The organism is Shimia sp. (genome assembly GCF_049116215.1).
GTDB lineage: Bacteria > Pseudomonadota > Alphaproteobacteria > Rhodobacterales > Rhodobacteraceae > Shimia.
This window is the reverse complement of sequence record NZ_JAGDZB010000003.1, coordinates 1-19632: the sequence shown is the minus strand read 5'-3', so window position 1 is coordinate 19632 and position 19632 is coordinate 1. Positions and strand designations below refer to the sequence as shown.

Genomic DNA, 19632 nt, shown 5'->3' with positions numbered 1-19632 from the left:
CCTGATAAAAAAGGCGGACACATTTGGCCCGCCAATTCTGGTCTGTTTTGGGGTTGGCCTCTTAGACCTGTTCAAGCTCTACAAGGCAACCGTTGAAATCTTTCGGATGCAGGAACAGCACGGGCTTGCCATGCGCGCCAATCTTTGGCTCACCGCTGCCCAAAACGCGCGCACCGGTGGATTTCAAATGATCCCGTGCCGCCAGAATATCGTCGACCTCATAACACACATGGTGAATGCCGCCGGAGGGGTTCTTTTCAAGGAAGCCATTGATCGGGCTGTCTTCTCCCAGCGGATAGAGCAGCTCGATTTTGGTGTTGGGCAGCTCGATAAACACCACCGTCACGCCGTGATCCGGCTCATCCTGTGGCGCACCAACCTTGGCGCCCAGCGCATCGCGATACTGTGCACTTGCGGCTTCAAGATCTGGCACAGCAATGGCCACGTGGTTCAATCGTCCGATCATTTTTGTCTCCTCCAAAGGGGCATGGATCCCGCTCACCGCTCTTATGTGCGCTGATCTGCGCCGGCGCAAGCGACAGGGCGTCGCGGATCACTTTAACCTTTCGTTAGGCATGTGTTCTTAGCCTGTTTGCACGTTTCGGTACTTGTAGTTTTCGCTTCGTTGAGGATTTCAAACATGGACGACAAATCGCCTTTCTCACCGCTGACCACCCCATCAGCTGCGCGCCCACTTCTGGGCATGACTGTACTGGTGGTGGAAGACAGCCGGTTCTCCTCTGACGCGCTGCGTCTGATGTGTGTGCGCTCCGGTGCCCGCATCCGCCGCGCAGACTGCCTGACCTCTGCCCGACGACATCTGCAAGTGTACATGCCAACCGTGGCGATTGTGGACATGGGACTGCCGGATGGCTCCGGTGCCGAGCTGATCGAAGAACTTAACAAAGCCACCCCGCGGATCGAACTGATCCTTGGCACATCTGGGGATGATTTCGCTCAAGAGGCCGCCCTGGCGGCGGGGGCTGACGGGTTTATCCCTAAACCCTACGGCACGCTCACGGATTTCCAACAAGCCATTCTGCGCCGCCTGCCTGACGCGTATCGCCCCACAGTGGCCCGCGTGGCCGACAACGAAGCCATCAAGCCGGACCCTGTGGCCTTCCGCGATGACCTGCTGCACGCGGCAGACACGCTAAAAGAAGGCGATGAAGAGCTGATCGACTATGTCGCGCAGTTTCTGGGCGGCCTTGCCCGCAGTGCGGGGGACAAAGGTCTGCTCAACGCGGCGAAAGCGGTGGAAAGCGCCCGCAAAGAAGGCACCGGCGTGCGCGCCAACGTGGCGGAACTCAATGGCGTGGTGGAAAGCCGTCTCACCGAAGCGGCTGTGATCTAGCACCTATACTGCCGGAACGAAGACGTAAGACACGGGACAGTCAGGCGGGGCCATTGGCCTCGCCTTTTCTATTTTGGTTTACCCTTGTTCAGGATCGCTCGCGGCGCGCACCAATTGGGTCAAATCACTCAACCGCTCGCGCTGCTGACCTGTCTCGTCAAAATTGCTTGGGGACAGCCATGCTCCAAAGGCCGCTTTAAGTGCGGGCCACTCGCGATCAATTGCCGCAAACCAGGCGGTGTCACGATTGCGTCCTTTGTAGACCAATGCCTGACGGAAGACGCCCTCATAACTCAGCCCCAACCGCTGCGCAGCACGGCGGGACGGCGCATTCAGCGCGTCACATTTCCACTCGTAGCGGCGATAACCATTGTCAAAGGCCCATTGCATCATCAGAAACATCGCTTCCGTCGCCGCCGGTGTGCCCTGCATCATTGGCGCAAAGTTGATGTTGCCAACCTCGATGGAACCACGCTCTGGATAGATCCGCAGATACGATGCCACACCCGTGAAGGTGCGCTCCGCCTTGCTATAGATCGCGTAGAAAAAATGGGCTTGGTTCTCGACCGTTTCCCGCACCCAGCGATGGTACTGTGCCGCCGAATGAAAGGGCCCATACGGCATGTAGTCCCACACCCAGTCATCTGCCTGATAGGCACGATACAGAAGCGCCGCATGGGCCTCTGCGTTTAACGGCTCAAGCCGCACATAGTGGCCGTCTAAAACCTCTCCCGATGGACGTGGTGGCACGGTCCAATCAGGCACGGCAAAGCCCACAGGGCGGGATGTGTTCATGCGTGGTCTTCCTTCAGTTGGCCAAGTAGTGGCACAGCCCGCCCCGCGCGCCAAGCCTTTCTGACTTAAGCCAACAATCCCGGCGCATCACCCAGATGCATCCCCGGAAACACCGCCCCTTCCAGCGCCGCTCGATCCAGACCAAAACTTTCCCGAATGGCCCAGGCCGCATAGCGGCGCACATCATCTGTGGGCATCAGATCGCGCCCCTGAAAGAGGTCGGCTTCTTCCAGTCCAGCCAGGTGTCCATGCAAAGTTCGACCGCGGATTGCGCCGCCTGCCAGGACCATCATGCCACCGGTGCCGTGATCCGTGCCTTTGGTGCCATTTTCCGCCACCGTACGGCCAAATTCCGTCATCGCCAATACGGTTGTCCGGGCCCAGACTTCTTCACCAACACCGGCTTTTAGGGCCAGCAAACTATCGCTCAAATGTTTGAGTGGCGCTTTCAAAGTCCGCGCCTGTGCCGCATGTGTGTCCCATCCGCCAATTGAGAAACACGCCACCCGCGCAGCGTCCCGCAATTGCTGCGCCGCAAATTCCGCGACCCGCACATGCGCGCCGGCGCGACCGCGTCCTTTCGGGCTCATCTGTGCATCCATCATACTGTCCAACTCGCTCATCACATCGTTGTCAGCCATCTCCAAAACACCACCGCCGCCGTCGCCCGCGAGTGTCATGGCTTTCTGCATCGCTGCTGCCATGGCCGGATCCCGTTCCATGGTCATCTCCAACAACCGCGCGCCTTGACTGGACAACACAAAGCCCACGTCAGGCGACCATGTTTCCACCGCCGCCGCGCCCTGGCTGAGCAACATCGGATCTGCCCCCACCGCGTAAGCCGTGGTCATCTGACTGCCCGGCATGTTCTGCAACATCCGGTTTAGCCAGCCGTCTCGGGTTGCACCTGTTGGCAACTGCGCTGTCCCTGCCTCCAGCAAATCTTGCCCATCAAAATGGCTGCGTTTGTTGCGGTATGGTGTCGACACCCCCTGGACAAAAGCCAACTCTCCGGCTTGCCACATTGGCCACAATGGCCTGGCTGCGACATGCAGCATCATACCCTCAGAAATTTCCATGCCCGACGGCGCGCGTGCGGACAGGGTGGGACGCAACGCGCGCAAGGCCGCATTGTCCGTCTGCAGCAGATCCAGCCCATCCAAGCCGCCGCGCAGAATAATCACCACCAGCCGGTTCTCGCCCCCCGTGGCAGCAAAACTCACCGGTGTCATCAACGGGCTTGCGGCGAGTGAACACCCCACCGCCAAACCACGACCAAGAAAGCCCCGTCGATCCATCACTGTTTTTCCCATGACGCTCTCCTCACACCCGTTGGAACGCAGGCGACATCAGCACCAACGCGATCCCCTCACGCCGGTTTTCCGCTGCGTCCGCCGCAAACCGCACCGACGCGGGCGCTTGTCCGCCCAGCGTTGTTTCCACAAACACACGCGGGTCCGGCAAGTCCTGCAACACAGCCGTGGGCACGCCCAGCGCCCATTGCAGCCGCGCCGCCAAGCCCTGCGCCGTCAGCCAGTGCGCATCCCCTTCTTCAAAGCCATCCGGCCCAAACGGTCGCCGCCAAGGTTGGCCCATCGTGCGCAACGGCGTGCCAAGCAAGCGCTCCAACTGATGGCTCTTCACCTCCCGAAGCTGTATTTTGGGGACCGCCAAGGCCCGAAGCGCCGAACTGACAAACAGCTCCGGTTGTTTGAAATTGCCGACACCTGGCCCCACCGGCGCCCAAGCCGCAGGATGGCGCAGCATCGTCTCCACCACTTCAGCCAAGTCGCCATCGGTTTCCAAATACCGAGCGCCCATCGACACCAGCAAATCCTCGTCCGGCGTGTCGGACACAAAATGCACAGCCAGTTTGCGCGTTATGTGACGCGCCGTATCCGGATGCCGTGCAAGATCCCGCAACACCGCATGCACATCCGCCATCTGTGCCCGCCGCGTGCCGTATTCCTTGCCAAGAACCGTCTCCGCCCCAGGCTCTGCCCGCTTGGCCAGAAACGCGGTTCCTTTCTTCTGAATTGTGGTCACGCCGGTCAGCAGCTCGGCAAGTTGGCGCACATCTTTTTGCGTATACCGGCCACCCACCCCCAACGTGTGCAGCTCCAAAATCTCACGCGCCAGGTTTTCATTAAGGCCAAGGTTTTTCTCCGACCGCTTCTTCGCAATGGCGCTGTTGGGCCCCACGGAATTATTCTGATCCAGAAAATGCAGCATTTGTGGATGTAAGACAGCAGCGATCAGCATGTCCTCAAACCGTCCGTTCACAAAGGGCCGAATGGCATTGGCCACATACCCTGGCTCGGTATAGCGATAAATCACGTTTTTCCCGGGGGCGGAAAAATGGTCATTCCAAAACGCGACCAGCCGCTCGCGCAAGCCATCACGGCTCCAAACCCGCCGCGCCAATGTGGCACCAATCCACTTGGCGCCCTCTTGCTTGGAGGCGCGTCTGGCCGTTTTGAACGCCTGTTGCAGCGCTTGCTGCGCATCACTGCCCTTCTCCGCTTTGGAAATCTTGCGACGTGCGTCCAACAACGCCAGCATTTTTTCCCGCATCTCCGCATCACTGGGCAACGGGAACCAGGGCATCTCCGGCTCGTCTGCACGCAAAAGTGCCATCATCTCCGCGATGTCCGCCGGTCCCGCCACCTTAGGGGACAACCCGTAGCCAAATCGGGTCTGTGCAATATCTGGATCAAACACCACGGTCACAGCGCTCCTCGTTCACCTTCACTTCACCCTAACAGATAGGAATGCCGCTTCTACGCCGTTTAGGAATTCCGGTCATATCTCACAAGAATCCGCCGATGCGACGCCAGACAAACAAAAAACCGCCCACGACGGGGTCGCAGGCGGCTCAAATCTCAAATGCTTAAACGCAGGATCACTCCTGCGGGATCACCCGCAGACCAAGCTCCATCAGCTGATCACTGGACGGATCATTTGGCGCATTCATCATCAGGTCTTCGGCACGCTGGTTCATCGGGAACATCATCACTTCGCGGATGTTCTGTTGATCGGCCAGCAGCATCACAATGCGGTCCACACCAGCGGCACACCCACCGTGGGGTGGCGCACCGTAAGAGAACGCTTTGTAAAGCGCGCCAAAGCGCTCTTTCACTTCGTTCTCATCATAGCCAGCAATTTCAAACGCCTTCAGCATCACCTCTGGCATGTGGTTCCGGATCGCCCCAGACACCAGCTCATAGCCGTTACAGGCCAGATCATACTGATAGCCTTTCACAGCCAACGGATCGCCATTCAGCGCGTCCAGACCGCCCTGCGGCATGGAGAACGGGTTGTGTTCAAAATCGATCTTGCCGCTTTCTTCGTCCGCTTCATAGATTGGGAAGTCCACGATCCAAGCAAAGGCAAAGCGGTCTTTGTCGATCAGTCCCAGCTCTTCCCCAATCACGTTACGCGCACGGCCAGCAACTGCTTCAAACGCCTTAGGTTTGCCGCCCAGGAAGAAGGCCGCATCGCCCACGCCCAGACCCAGCTGCTGACGGATGGCTTCAGTGCGCTCTGGACCGATGTTCTTCGCGAGCGGACCGGCCGCCTCTTCGCCCAGAACGATCTCACCGGCTTTGATCTTCGCGTTCACCTCTTTCACGGAGATGCCCTGCTCCTGCGCAATGGTGTCCGCAGACTGCTTGCGCCAGAAGATATAGCCCATGCCCGGCAGACCTTCGCCTTGGGCAAATTTGTTCATGCGGTCACAGAACTTGCGCGACCCACCGGTTGGCGCCGGAATGGCCCGCACTTCGGTGCCTTCCTGCTCCAGAAGCTTGGCAAAAATCGCAAAGCCGGAGCCGGCAAAATGCTCGGACACAACCTGCATCTCGATCGGGTTGCGCAGGTCTGGCTTGTCGGAGCCATACTTGAGTGCCGCTTCCGCATAAGGGATCTGCGGCCATTCGTTTGGCGCATCCACCTTGCGACCCCCGCCGAACTCTTCAAACACACCCGCGATCACTGGCGAGATGGTGTCAAAGACGTCCTGCTGCTCCACAAAGGACATTTCCATGTCGAGCTGGTAGAAGTCGGTGGGCGAGCGATCGGCACGCGGGTCTTCGTCACGGAAGCACGGTGCAATCTGGAAATACTTGTCAAAGCCCGCGACCATCATCAGCTGTTTGAACTGCTGTGGCGCCTGCGGCAGCGCATAGAATTTGCCAGGGTGAATACGGGACGGCACGAGGAAGTCGCGCGCGCCCTCCGGCGAGGACGCGGTGATGATCGGCGTCTGATACTCGCGGAAACCTTTGTCCCACATGCGCTTGCGCATGGAGGCCACAACGTCAGAGCGCATGGTCATGTTCTGCTGCATCTGCTCACGACGCAGGTCGAGGAAGCGATACTTCAGACGGGTCTCCTCCGGGTATTCCTGATCACCAAACACCAGAAGTGGCAGCTCGTCTGCCGCGCCCAAAACCTCTAGATCACGCACAAACACCTCAACCTCACCGGTTGGGATTTTGTCGTTCACCAGCTCAGGATCACGTGCTTTGACGTTGCCGTCAATGCGGATACACCACTCGCTGCGCACCTTCTCCAACTCGGAGAACACCGGGCTGTCCGGATCGCAGAGCACCTGAGTGATGCCATAGTGGTCACGCAGGTCGACAAACAGAATGCCGCCGTGGTCACGGATGCGGTGCACCCAGCCGGACAGGCGGACGGTTTCGCCCACGTTGGTTTTGGTCAAGTCGGCGCAGGTATGGCTGCGATAGGCGTGCATGTGCGGGCCCTCTTTCAGGGTGAATTACTACAGTCGGCCCGATACACCTTTTTGGGCCGACAAAGTCAAGAGAACGGCGCAGGTTTGCGCGGAAAAAGCGGGCCTCTCTGCCCGACCGCAGGAAGGGCTGCGCCTGCCTGCCCCCCGGCAGGCGCACTTGCAACGCAGCAGCGGGGCTATCTGTACCTTCAAAATCACTGTCGTTCCGTGCATAAACGGGGTCGAAAGCGCCTACCCAGGCAGGCGCAGCCCTCCAACTTCAAGCGTGGGACAAAACCGCTGCTATCTCCCCACGCAGCGCGTTTGAAAGCACAATACTCTTTGCGGACCGCAGGTCATCCACAGTCAAAACCGCCTCCCGCACCGTGCCCGCATCCAACAAACTCTGGCGATACACGCCCGGCAAACACCCAGACGACAGTGCAGGCGTCAGTCGCTCCCCATCCGGCATGGTCAGCATCACATTGGTTATTGTGCCCTCACACAGCTCGTCCCGCTCATTCAGAAACAGCCACTCATGCACGCCGCCCGGCAAGTCCGCCCGCCAGCGGTCATACACCTCTCGTCGCGTCGTCTTATGCCGCAACCACGCGTCATCTGAGTGCAACCGATCCGAGGCGATCCGCACCGTCCACTGCGCCATCGCGCCTGGCAGCGCTGCCGACGTGACTTCCACATCGCCCGCCACGCCCAGTGTCAACCGACAGCGCAGCGGCACATCCCCGCCCAGCGCCTCCACCGCTTCAGCCACCCGCACAGGATCAAAGACAAAACCCAACGCCTGGGCAGACTTCGCCAACCGCTGCAAATGCAAATCCAGCCGCGCAATCCCCTGCCCCGGTCGATAACCAAACGTCTCAATCAGGCGGGTTCCGGCTGGAACTGTGCAAACCGTGCTTTCCACAGCGCTTCCTCATATTCATCCGGCGCGGTGCTGTCCCAGACAACGCCACCGCCCACATTCAATGTCATCTGTCCGGCCTGTGCCATCAAAGTCCGGATCGCCACACTGAACTCAGACCGCCCATCTGGCGCCGCCCAACCAATCGAGCCACAGTAAATCTCCCGCGGCCAAGGTTCCAGATCGCGCAAGATCTCCATCGCCCGTAGCTTTGGTGCGCCGGTGATCGACCCGCAAGGAAACAGCGCCTTCAGAATGTCCGCCAAACGCACATCATCCTGCAACTCCGCTGCCACCGTAGACGTCATCTGATGCACGGTGGCATAGCTCTCAATCTCAAACAACTTTGGCACATGCACCGATCCGGGCTTGCTCACCCGGCTGATGTCGTTGCGCAGCAGATCGACGATCATAAGGTTCTCGGCCCGGTTCTTCTCATCCGTTGCCAACCACTGCCGCCGACGCGCGTCTTCGCTCGCGTCATCGCTACGTGGCTGCGTGCCTTTCATGGGCCGCGTCTCGATCCGCCCTTTGTCATCGGTGCGGAAAAACAGTTCCGGCGACCGGGACAGAATGTCCGGCAAACCCGCCTGACGCACAAAGGTTCCGTGCCCCACAGCTTGCCGTGACGCCAACGCGCCATAAAGCGCCACCGGATCGCCCTCAAACTTCGCTTCCATCGGGAACGTCAGGTTGGCCTGATAGATGTCGCCAGCGCCAATAAAGCCATGCACCCGATCAAACGCCGCCCGATAGGTCGCCGCACTCCATCGTGGCTCAAACGGCTGCAGCTCAAACCCACCATCACCAGGCAACCGCCCTGCCAGTTCCGGCGCACGAAACACACCAAAGTTGATCAACGGCACCCGCCGTGTCTTGGGCAACAACCGCCGCAGCTTTGGCTCCAGCAGATAGCCCAGCTCATAGCTGACATAACCCGCCAGCCAGAACCCGGCCTCCTGCGCCTGATTGAGCACCTCAAAAGCCATATCAACTTCATTGGGATCGGTGATCGAGATCACATATTCAGGATTCTGAAACAGCGTCGCACCGCCATCTGGCCCATCATCAAATCGAATCTGCACGTCCGCCCCCGGTCGCTGGTAAATCCTTGCCAGCCATATACGTTGCATTTTATCAAAAAACAGTGGTCAATTGCGGCGCTTTACGACAAATTTCCGATCCCCCTTGCGCCCGCCCTTCTGATCCGTATAACGCACGACAATTTGCGTATTTGGCGACTCCTGCCCGCCAAGACATCGCTGCCACCAGCCCGAGGTCCACCATGCCCAAAAGAACCGACATCTCCTCGATCATGATCATCGGGGCCGGCCCCATTGTGATTGGCCAAGCCTGTGAATTTGATTACTCCGGCGCGCAAGCCTGTAAAGCGCTACGAGAAGAGGGATATCGCGTCATCCTGGTGAACTCCAATCCAGCGACGATCATGACCGACCCCAACATGGCGGACGCCACCTACATCGAGCCAATCACGCCCGAAATGGTTGCCAAGATCATCGAGAAAGAGCGCCCCGATGCGCTTCTGCCCACCATGGGTGGCCAAACCGGCCTGAACACCGCTCTGGCGGTCGAAGAAATGGGCGTGCTGGAAAAATTTGGCGTGGAGATGATCGGCGCGGACCGCAACGCCATCGAAATGGCTGAAGACCGCAAACTCTTCCGCGAAGCCATGGACCGTCTGGGCATCGAAAACCCACGTGCTTCGATTGTGACCGCACCGAAGAACGACGACGGCACGGCAGATCTCGACGAAGGCATCCGCCTCGCGCTGGAAGAACTGGATGACATTGGCCTGCCAGCCATCATCCGTCCCGCGTTTACCATGGGCGGTACCGGTGGCGGTGTGGCGTATAACCGTGAAGACTACATCCACTACTGCCGCACCGGCATGGACGCCTCGCCGGTGAACCAGATCCTGGTGGATGAAAGCCTGCTGGGTTGGAAAGAATACGAGATGGAAGTGGTGCGCGACAAAGCGGACAACGCCATCATTGTCTGCTCGATCGAAAACGTCGATCCGATGGGCGTGCACACCGGTGACTCCATCACCGTGGCCCCAGCCCTCACGCTGACCGACAAAGAATATCAGATCATGCGCAACGACTCGATCGCCGTGCTGCGCGAAATCGGCGTGGAAACCGGCGGTTCCAACGTGCAATGGGCGGTGAACCCGGCGGACGGTCGCATGGTTGTGATCGAAATGAACCCACGAGTGAGCCGCTCCTCTGCGCTTGCGTCCAAAGCCACCGGTTTCCCAATTGCCAAAATCGCTGCCAAACTGGCGGTGGGCTTCACACTGGATGAGCTCGACAACGACATCACCAAAGTCACCCCGGCCTCGTTTGAGCCATCGATTGACTACGTTGTCACCAAGATACCGAAATTTGCCTTTGAGAAATTCCCGGGCTCCAAGCCAAACCTGACCACGGCGATGAAATCCGTCGGCGAAACCATGGCCATTGGCCGCACCATCCACGAATCCATGCAAAAGGCACTGGCCTCGATGGAAAGCGGCCTGACCGGTTTTGACGAGGTCGAAATCAACGGCGCAGATGACACAGCTGATGGCAAGGCAGCGGTGATCAAAGCGATCAGCTTGGCCACGCCGGACCGCATGCGCACCATCGCGCAAGCCATGCGTCATGGTCTGACCAACGATGAAATCCACAACGTCACCATGTTTGACCCGTGGTTCCTTGACCGTATTCGCGAGATCATTGACGCCGAAGCAGAGGTGATCGCCAACGGTCTGCCAACCGATGAAAAGGCCATGCGCCAGCTCAAGATGCTGGGCTTCTCTGACGCCCGTCTCTCCAAGCTGGCTGGCCTGACAGAAAGTGACGTGCGCAAAGCCCGTATCACTCTGGGCGTCACCGCCGTGTTCAAACGCATCGACACCTGTGCCGCCGAATTTGAGGCGCAGACCCCTTACATGTACTCCACCTACGAAACCCCAATGATGGGGGACGTGGAATGTGAGGCCCGCCCGTCTGATCGCAAGAAAGTTGTGATCCTGGGTGGCGGTCCAAACCGCATTGGCCAAGGCATCGAGTTTGACTACTGCTGCTGTCATGCCTGCTACGCGCTGACCGAGCAGGGCTATGAAACCATCATGATCAACTGCAACCCAGAGACCGTGTCCACCGACTACGACACCTCTGATCGTCTGTATTTTGAGCCGCTGACCTTTGAGCACGTGATGGAAATCCTGCGCGTGGAGCAGGAAAATGGCACCCTGCACGGTGTAATTGTTCAATTTGGCGGCCAAACCCCGCTGAAACTGGCCAACGCGCTGGAAGCTGAAGGCGTGCCAATCCTAGGCACCACACCAGACGCCATCGACCTCGCCGAAGACCGTGAGCGCTTCCAGGCGCTGGTCAACAAGCTGGAGCTCAAGCAGCCGAAAAACGGCATCGCGTCGACTGATGCGCAAGCGCTGGCCATTGCCGAAGACATCGGCTTCCCGCTGGTGATCCGCCCGTCTTACGTTTTGGGTGGCCGCGCGATGGAAATCGTGCGCGACATGGCGCAGCTGGAGCGCTACATCGCCGAAGCTGTGGTCGTGTCTGGTGACAGCCCGGTGCTGCTCGACAGCTACCTGTCCGGTGCGGTTGAGCTGGACGTGGACGCGCTCTGCGACGGCAAAGACGTACACATCTCCGGCATCATGCAGCACATCGAAGAAGCTGGGGTGCACTCCGGTGACTCCGCCTGTTCCTTGCCGCCTTACTCGCTGGACGAAGCCACCATTGAGGAAATCAAACGTCAGACCCACGCGCTGGCGATTGCGCTCAACGTGGTTGGCCTGATGAACATCCAGTTCGCGGTAAAAGATGGCGTCATCTACCTGATCGAAGTCAACCCACGCGCCTCCCGTACCGTGCCGTTTGTGGCCAAATCCACCGACAGCGCAATTGCCTCCATCGCGGCACGCATCATGGCGGGCGAGAAACTGGCAGACTTCCCAAAACGCGCCCCTTACGTGGAACTCGACGCCACCAAGGATCAGCCAATTGCGGATCAAATGACCCTGGCGGATCCCAACATGCCATGGTTCTCCGTAAAAGAAGCTGTGCTGCCATTTGCCCGCTTCCCGGGTGTGGACACCATCCTGGGGCCAGAAATGCGCTCCACCGGTGAAGTCATGGGTTGGGACCGCTCTTTTGCCCGCGCCTTCCTGAAGGCACAGATGGGTGCTGGCATGGTGTTGCCTACTGAGGGCAAAGCCTTCATCTCTGTAAAAGACGACGACAAAACCGAGATGATGATCGACGCCGCCAACATCCTGATTGGCATGGGCTTCACAGTGGTCGCCACCTCCGGCACCGCCGCTTGGCTGTCTGAAAACGGCGTGGCCTGTGAAAAGGTCAACAAAGTCTATGAAGGCCGGCCAAACATTGTGGATATGCTCAAAAACGGCGACATCTCTCTGGTGATGAACACCACCGAAGGGGCGCAGGCCGTAAACGACAGCCGCGAAATCCGCTCCGTCGCGCTGTATGATCGCATCCCTTACTTCACAACAGCGGCCGCATCCCACGCCGCCGCCCGCGCCATGAAAGCGCGTGAAGAAGGTGATTTGGAAGTCCGCAGCCTGCAGGGCTAAGCTTTCGTGCCAGAACAGAAAAAGGCGTCCTTTGCGGGCGCCTTTTTTGTGTGAACAGCTAGGGCAGTGCCTGCCTGGGTGGGCGCAAATGCGCCTGCCGAGGGGCAGGCAGGCGCAGCCCGAGCCGCTTCGCGCCCCGGGCAAGAAGCGCGTTATCCCTCTCGGTTTGTCACCTCAAAATACGCAAAATCCGCCGCCTGCGCCCGCCCGGTCATGTCCTGCGCGCACATGCCGACAAAACAGCCAGTGAAATTGGAATGCTCCCCGCGCACGCCTTCGTCTGACAACCGTGACGCATCCAACACCGGCCCAATCGCCTGCCAATCGCCCCCCTCCAGCGCATAAAAAAACTGCAACTCTGCGCGATTGATCTCCAACCTCATCCGCACCGCGCCCGCATCCGGCACTGCAACCATCTCGCTCCGCGGATAGGTCAACCGGCCCTCCGGCCAATCTAGACAAGACAGGATTGTCAGCGCCCGCCCGCCTGTCGCCGGATCCATCGTCAAAGCCAAATAGTGAAACTGGGTCCGATTGTAATAGGCCGTCAGCCCCGCCATCTGCTGATAGCTGTCCGGCGCAAACTGAACCTCAGTCTCCGCGGTGCACTCCCACTCAGTTTGACGCGCCGCCACCAAGGCCTGCTCAAACCAAGACCCAATCGACTCCCGCCCGTAAAGCCGTAACGCGTCGCCGGTCAGCTCAAATAAGCGCGCAGGCTCCGGGCTGCGCAGCCATTGCAATTGCGGTGGCAAAGCCTGCATGCCCGCAAACTCAAACCGCCCGGGCAGCGCAGGCCAAGGGTGCTCTGGCAATTCCGGCGCAGGCTGTTCCAAATTCGGAACCGTGCCCCCCGCGTCCAGATAGAGCCAGTCATCCGCGCCCCAGACACATTTCGCAATCCCGGTCTCCCGCCCCATCTGCGAGCGCCGCATGCCCGGCAAAGGCCGCGTGGTCAGGAACGTATGATAGACCGAGCCGTCCTCCAACTCGACATATTGCCCATGCCCCGTGCGTTGCAACGGGCTGGCGTCATTGTCACGCACATGCACCAAGTGCTTCTTTGGATGCAGCTCATACGGCCCAAGCAATTCCTTGGATCGTGCATAGGTCACCGCATGCTCATACCCTGTGCCGCCTTCCGCGGTGATCAAAAAATAGTACCCATTGCGCTGCATCAGATGCGGCGCCTCGGTCAGCCCAAGGTCGCTGCCTACAAAGATATTGGTGATCTCCCCCACCAATCGCTCTTCCTCAACACTGTATTCCTGCAGCAGGATGCCACCAAAAAACGACGCCCCGCGCGTGTTCGCATTGCCCATCGTTGCCAAATGGTTCCAAACCACGTTGACCAGATACTTGCGCCCATCCGCATCATGAAACAACGACGGATCAAACCCGCTGGAATTCAGATAGATCGGATCAGACCACGGCCCTTCAATGTTTTCCGCCGTAACAAGATAATTGTGCGCATCTTTGAAGTTCCCATCCAGGCGCTTCACATCCGTGTAAATCAGCCAGAACTTCCCATCCGCATAGCTCAGCGCCGGTGCCCAGATGCCGCAACTGTCCGGATTGCCGCGCATGTCCAATTGGCTCGCCCGATTGAGCGGCTGTGGCAGGGTGCGCCAGTTCACCAAGTCCTTGGAATGACTGATCTGCACCCCCGGGTACCACTCAAACGTCGAGGTCGCGATGTAGAAATCCTCCCCCACGCGACAGATCGACGGATCTGGATTAAACCCGCGCAAAATTGGATTCCAAATGGTCTTTGCGGTCATCATCATGCCTCCCCAACATCTCTGATCCGCCCACCTAAACAGGCTTCCTCACCCACGCCAATAATTATTTTGACACTCAAACTAAATAAAGCAACCAGCCACGTCCGCGATCCCCCACTTGACCCCCCTTCCGCGCGCGCCTAAACCCGCGCCTTCGTTTTATTGGCGGAGACCACACCATGCACACCCACACCCTTGGCATCGACTTTGGCACCTCCAACTCCGCCGCTGGTGTGGCTGTGAACGGCGCGCCCCATCTGATGACCTTCGCTCACGGCGAAACCACCCTGCCGACCACCTTCTTCTTTGACTTCGACAGCCGCAAAACCCTGCTCGGCACCCCGGCCAACCAGGCACTTTTGGACGGGCTCGAAGGCCGCTTCATGCGCGCCCTCAAGCGCGTGCTCGGCACCACGCTGATGCACGAAAAGCGCCAAGTCCTGAACGAGCGCGTCACCTTTGTCGACATCATCGCCCGCTTCCTGCGCCACATCAAAACAACTGCTGAGGCGCAAACCGGCCTGACCTTTGACCACGCCCTCTCCGGCCGCCCGGTGGTTTTCCACGGCGCAGACGACCCCCGCGAGGCGCAAGCCGAAGCCGACCTGCGCGCATGCTATCTGGCTGCGGGTTTCGCCGACGTCACCTTCATGGCCGAACCCGAGGCCGCTGCCATCGCCAACGGCGCGCTGGAGCAGCCCGGCCAACTCGGCCTGATCGTTGACATCGGCGGCGGCACCTCCGACTTCACGCTCTTCCGCACCACAGACGCGGGCATCGACACGCTCGCCAACCACGGCGTGCGCATCGGCGGCACCGACTTTGACCGCGCCATCAGCATCGACCGCGTCATGCCTCTGTTGGGGCGCGGCACCGAACTGCGCAACCAGTTTGGCAGCGGCACCCACACCGCCCCGGCGGCGATCTTCAACGACCTCGCCACCTGGGAGAAAATCCCCTTCCTGTATACAGCGCAAACTCGCCGCGCCGTGGACGGCATGCTGCGCCAGGCTCAGGCGCCCGACCAAATCGCCCGCCTCGCCGAGGTCCTGCGCGATGAGCTTGGCCACGACATCGCCTTTGCGGTGGAAGCCGGCAAAGTCTCCGCCAGCAAAGCCACGGCCAATCCCAAAATCGACCTCTCCGTGCTGGACGCCAGCCTGACCCCAGCCCTGCCTCCCGCATTGCTGCCCGACATCCTCGCCGGCCACGCCGCCAAGCTCGATCAAGCCATGATGGACATTTTGACGAACACAGACACCGCCGCGCAGGACGTCACCCAAGTGATCTACGTCGGCGGCTCCAGCCTGCTCTCTGTGGTGCAAGACACCGCCAAAGCACGCTTTCCACAAGCCGCGCACAAAGTCTCTGAGGTCTTCACTGCCGTCGCGGATGGATTGGCGATTGCGGCGGAACGGCGGTAACCCTTTCCATTTGCCAAATCACAGATTTGGCAGCGCCCGAACCGCCCCCACGGGGCGGGCGCTTCGCTTCCTGCCCCTCGGTTCGTGCGCAGGGGAGCGTTACAACGTGAAAGGCCGCTTTGCGCAGGAAGCGGACGTTGCAAAGTCAGGCGAATGGCCCCTAGCTAACTTGTATAGGCGGTTTGGCGAATGGCGGTTACACGGCGCAAGTAGACCGTAGCGTGAAGCTTTGGTATTGCTGGACATTGAAGATGGTCAAATTCGCAGACAACAATAACGCAAGCTCACAGATTTCGGACAATTCAATAAAGGAAACCCAAACTTGATTTTTCGAACCGCATTGTTCGCAACCTTAGTTGCATCCACGTCAGTCATGGCCCAGGAAGGCCCCATCATCCATGACGGAGAATACAATTTTCTACGCGCTCAGAACGGCGAGCAATGGGATGCCCAAGACATCGAGATCGACAAGAAACTGGCGGAAGTTCGAGAAAGAAACGATGGCAAGCCCCCTAATATTCTCTACGTTCTCATCGATGATGTGAGTTTTGGTCTGATGGGCAATCCTGCCATGAACTTTGTCACCGGGTTTGACACACCAAACATCAATGATTTCGCCGCAGAAGGCCTTTCTTTGATGCGGATGTATACTGAGCCTTCCTGCACACCTACCCGCACTGCATTCCTGACCGGAGGGCACCCAATTCGCGCAGGTGTCAAGGAAGTGAAAGTTGCCCTTGTCGGTGAAGGCTTGTCCAAAGACGAAGTTACCATCGCCGAAATTCTCAATCAATCCGGCTATAACACAGCACATGTTGGGAAGTGGCACCAGGGTGATATTGAGGAGTCATTCGCTCACAATCAGGGGTTTGATGTCGCGTATTTTCCAGTCCATCAGCAAGTGCAATTGAGCCTGATGACACCAGAGGCTGCGAATGCAGGCAACCTCAATGGCTGGCATCCGTCCACTCAATCCGGAAAATATGGAATGGATGAACGGTTCAAACCCTACGGACTTGTGACAGGTCTCGAAGCCAAGGCCGGAGAGGATGCTCGGGAAGTCGGCATCGAAGCTGGTGAGGAATGGACACAGGCGCACTATGAGCGCATGAACGAAACCTACCAAGCTCAGGTCTTGGAGCAACTTGACCGTTTGGCAGGAGAAGACGAACCATTCTTTCTGCAATACTGGCCGCTTTACCCAATCAATTTCACTTACGGCGAACAACAGCGGTCCCGCAACGGTGGTTTTATGGCCGACAAAATGGAGCAACTTGACGATTGGATCGGTGATTTGATGGCCAAAGTTGATGAACTTGGAATTGCGGATAACACGCTTGTGGTAATCATGGCGGACAACGGTATCTTTAAGCAGTATTCCCCCACTTCAGGCATGATCGAATTGATTTACCGCGGAGGCAAAGCGGAACACCTCGAGGGTGGGGTTCGAGTCGATGCGTTTGTACGCTGGCCTGCTGCAATTGAAGGAGGCGAGTACGCAGGGGACATCGTTCACGTTTCGGATCTATTCACAACCTTCGCCCGTATCGCAGGCGGAACTGAATTTATCCCGCGTGACCGGATCATCGACGGTGTGGACCAGACAGCGTTGTTTCTTGAGGGGGATGGCAACTCGCGGAGAGATTATGTCTATATCTACGAAGGACCAGTTTTGCGCTCGATTGTGAAACAGGAATTCAAGATGCACATGCCCGCACCTGGCGTTCCAGGGGCCGCTGCGCCGGTGTTCAATATACTTCGAGATCCGCGCGAGATGTATTCTGACATCGGCCAATCGCTTTGGTCCGGAGCGTCCTTCCAGGATATGGCCAAACGGCATCAGAAAATGATTGCAAAATACCCACATAGAGAGATTGGTACTGATGAACCCTATGGAGGCATTGAAAATTTGCGACCAGAAAGCGAATTGGCCCGCAAGACTTTTGCAAGCTGGCAATAACTTAAACGCCGCTTCACGGACAAGATTTGTTTGATTCCTGGAGCTGCCTCTCTGATTGGTGTTTGCCCAATTGTGTGGGTTTTCAACTTGCTTTCTTAAGCAACACTGGGGGTGGTTGATGTTTAGGAGCCCAGTTTCACGCCAACTGCGCATCCTTGGGTCGGGACATTACTGCGAGATTTTAGTTCCGAGAATAACATGCATAACCACTTGATCTTCATATCCCGTGGTTGCGGAAGGAAATTCCACTAAAGCAGACTTCGTGGTTGTCCCCGCTTAAAGCTGCACGCCACCGATCTTACAGCGCAACCATGTCCGCTTTGGGCTGCAAGCAGCCATTGTTCTGCTTGGAGCAACCAAAACTTCAACCTTTCAGGAGCCTCCCTCTTAATTCTCCCCTACTCCACCGCCCGCTGTTGCGCGCTTCCCCAATGCAACAAAAATAGGCTCCTCCGCAAAACAGTCGCGATACCGACGTTATACCGACGTGAAAATCAGACCTTTTCCTGCGTGTATTGGCGCAGCTCTTTGCGGGCCACTTGGCGGCGGTGCACTGCGTCCGGACCATCGGCAAGGCGCAACGTCCGCACATGTGTCCAGGCCTGCGCCAGGGGAGTGTCCTGTGAAATACCGGTGCCGCCAAACATCTGCACCGCCTCGTCGATCACTTTCAGGGCCACATTGGGCGCCACCACTTTGATCTGGCTGATCCACGGTGCCGCCGCCCGCGCATCACCCTGATCCATGATCCAGGCCGTCTTCAGGCACAGCAGCCGCGCCTGCTCAATCTCCATGCGGCACTCGGCAATAATGTCGTAGTTCGCCCCCAGATGCGCCAGCTTCTTGCCAAAGGCCTCCCGGCTCAGCGCGCGTTTGCACATCCGCTCCAGCGCCGCCTCGGCCTGCCCAATCGCGCGCATACAATGGTGGATGCGCCCCGGCCCAAGCCGCCCCTGCGCAATCTCAAAACCACGCCCCTCGCCCAGCAAAATACTGTCCGCAGGCACCCGCACGTTGGTGAACTTCAGATGCATATGCCCATGCGGCGCATCGTCCTGCCCATAGACCATCATCGGGCGCAAAATCTCGATACCCTCGGCATCTGCGGGCACCACAATCATCGACTGGCGTTTGTGCACCGGCAGATCATCGCCGCCGGTTTTCACCATCACGATGTAGACTTTGCAGCGTGGGTCTCCAGCGCCAGAAGCCCAATATTTCTCGCCATTTAGCACATAGTCGTCGCCGTCCCGCACACAGGACATGGAGACATTGGTGGCATCGGAACTGGCCACATCCGGCTCCGTCATCAGATAGGCAGACCGGATCTCGCCATTGAGCAATGGCTTCAGCCACGTTTCTTTCATGGCGTCGCTGCCGTAGCGTTCAAACACCTCCATATTGCCGGTGTCCGGGGCGGAACAGTTGAACACTTCTGCGCCCAAAGGCGTCTTGCCCATCTGCTCCGCAAAGAAGGCATATTCCACGGTGGAGAGACCAAAACCTTTGTCGGAATCAGTCAGCCAGAAGTTCCACAAGCCCCGCTCTTTGGCCTTGGCTTTCAGCCCCTCAAGGATCTCCGCCTGACGTTCCGTGTAGGCCCAACGGTCGCCTTTACCGATCTCCGCGTGGTATTCATCCTCCAGAGGCATCACCTCCTCGCGGATCATCTCTTTGACCTTTGCCAACAGCTTTTCGTTTTCAGGTCGCATTCCCAGAAACATCGCCCAACTCCTCTCTATCTCGTTGCCCCACCATGTCGCGCGGGCGGTCCTCTTGTCCACGAGGGGGATAGAAAATGACGCAGGGTCTTAAAAATCAGGGGTTAGAGAAGTCCTAAAAACTTCCGAAAATTTTTCTGCATTTTTGGGCAAATTTTTTCTACCAAAAATGCATTTCGGGTCTTGCGCCTGCCCGCGCTGCTAAGTAAACCCTGCCTCACAGTTGGGGTGTAGCCAAGTGGTAAGGCACCTGTTTTTGGTACAGCGCATCGTAGGTTCGAATCCTACCACCCCAGCCAACTTCATCGAA

Annotated in this window: 13 protein-coding genes and 1 tRNA gene; 5 read left to right on the top strand and 9 right to left on the bottom strand. The window is 58.4% G+C overall.

Annotated elements, in window-relative coordinates:
* Window positions 1-61: 61 nt before the first annotated feature.
* Complete coding sequence (gene mce, locus JXR15_RS08630) at window positions 62-466, bottom strand: methylmalonyl-CoA epimerase (RefSeq protein WP_299419148.1); 405 nt, start codon at window positions 464-466, stop codon at window positions 62-64.
* Between the two features lie 174 nt (window positions 467-640).
* On the opposite strand from mce, the gene JXR15_RS08625 reads away from it, so the two are divergent.
* Complete coding sequence (locus JXR15_RS08625; protein ID WP_422052832.1) at window positions 641-1354, top strand: response regulator; 714 nt, start codon at window positions 641-643, stop codon at window positions 1352-1354.
* A gap of 78 nt (window positions 1355-1432) precedes the next feature.
* On the opposite strand, the gene JXR15_RS08620 is transcribed toward JXR15_RS08625, so the two are convergent.
* The 6 genes from JXR15_RS08620 to JXR15_RS08595 all read right to left on the bottom strand — a co-directional run bounded on the left by JXR15_RS08620 (window position 1433) and on the right by JXR15_RS08595 (window position 8894).
* The gene (locus JXR15_RS08620; RefSeq protein WP_422052831.1) at window positions 1433-2149 is read right to left on the bottom strand and encodes a GNAT family N-acetyltransferase; all 717 of its coding nucleotides are present in this window, start codon (window positions 2147-2149) and stop codon (window positions 1433-1435) included.
* Window positions 2150-2214: 65 nt separating this feature from the next.
* Window positions 2215-3462: a DUF1501 domain-containing protein gene (locus JXR15_RS08615; protein WP_422052830.1), complete on the bottom strand. Its 1248-nt coding sequence runs from the start codon at window positions 3460-3462 to the stop codon at window positions 2215-2217.
* 10 nt (window positions 3463-3472) lie between these two features.
* On the bottom strand, window positions 3473-4879 hold the full coding sequence (locus JXR15_RS08610; protein ID WP_422052829.1) for a DUF1800 domain-containing protein: 1407 nt from the start codon (window positions 4877-4879) through the stop codon (window positions 3473-3475).
* Window positions 4880-5051: 172 nt separating this feature from the next.
* Window positions 5052-6908 (bottom strand): aspartate--tRNA ligase, encoded by a 1857-nt coding sequence (aspS, locus tag JXR15_RS08605; RefSeq protein WP_422052828.1) that lies wholly within the window; start codon window positions 6906-6908, stop codon window positions 5052-5054.
* A gap of 259 nt (window positions 6909-7167) precedes the next feature.
* Window positions 7168-7812, bottom strand: a complete 645-nt coding sequence (locus tag JXR15_RS08600) for an aminotransferase class IV family protein (RefSeq protein WP_422052827.1) — start codon at window positions 7810-7812, stop codon at window positions 7168-7170.
* The gene (locus tag JXR15_RS08595) at window positions 7770-8894 is read right to left on the bottom strand and encodes an aminodeoxychorismate synthase component I (protein ID WP_422052826.1); all 1125 of its coding nucleotides are present in this window, start codon (window positions 8892-8894) and stop codon (window positions 7770-7772) included. The genes JXR15_RS08600 and JXR15_RS08595 overlap by 43 nt, the downstream gene beginning before the upstream one ends.
* Before the next feature lie 200 nt (window positions 8895-9094).
* Here JXR15_RS08595 and carB point away from each other — a divergent pair, with 200 nt between their 5' ends.
* Window positions 9095-12436 (top strand): carbamoyl-phosphate synthase large subunit, encoded by a 3342-nt coding sequence (carB, locus tag JXR15_RS08590; RefSeq protein ID WP_422052825.1) that lies wholly within the window; start codon window positions 9095-9097, stop codon window positions 12434-12436.
* A gap of 152 nt (window positions 12437-12588) precedes the next feature.
* Here carB and JXR15_RS08585 read toward each other — a convergent pair whose 3' ends face one another.
* The gene (locus JXR15_RS08585; protein ID WP_422052824.1) at window positions 12589-14217 is read right to left on the bottom strand and encodes a glycoside hydrolase family 43 protein; all 1629 of its coding nucleotides are present in this window, start codon (window positions 14215-14217) and stop codon (window positions 12589-12591) included.
* A 179-nt stretch (window positions 14218-14396) separates the two neighbouring features.
* On the opposite strand from JXR15_RS08585, the gene JXR15_RS08580 reads away from it, so the two are divergent.
* The gene (locus tag JXR15_RS08580) at window positions 14397-15641 is read left to right on the top strand and encodes an Hsp70 family protein (RefSeq protein WP_422052823.1); all 1245 of its coding nucleotides are present in this window, start codon (window positions 14397-14399) and stop codon (window positions 15639-15641) included.
* Between the two features lie 322 nt (window positions 15642-15963).
* Window positions 15964-17601: a sulfatase-like hydrolase/transferase gene (locus JXR15_RS08575; protein ID WP_422052822.1), complete on the top strand. Its 1638-nt coding sequence runs from the start codon at window positions 15964-15966 to the stop codon at window positions 17599-17601.
* Window positions 17602-18095: 494 nt separating this feature from the next.
* On the opposite strand, the gene JXR15_RS08570 is transcribed toward JXR15_RS08575, so the two are convergent.
* Window positions 18096-19325, bottom strand: a complete 1230-nt coding sequence (locus JXR15_RS08570; RefSeq protein WP_422052821.1) for an acyl-CoA dehydrogenase family protein — start codon at window positions 19323-19325, stop codon at window positions 18096-18098.
* A 221-nt stretch (window positions 19326-19546) separates the two neighbouring features.
* On the opposite strand from JXR15_RS08570, the gene JXR15_RS08565 reads away from it, so the two are divergent.
* Window positions 19547-19621 (top strand) — tRNA-Gln (locus JXR15_RS08565).
* Window positions 19622-19632 lie beyond the last annotated feature (11 nt).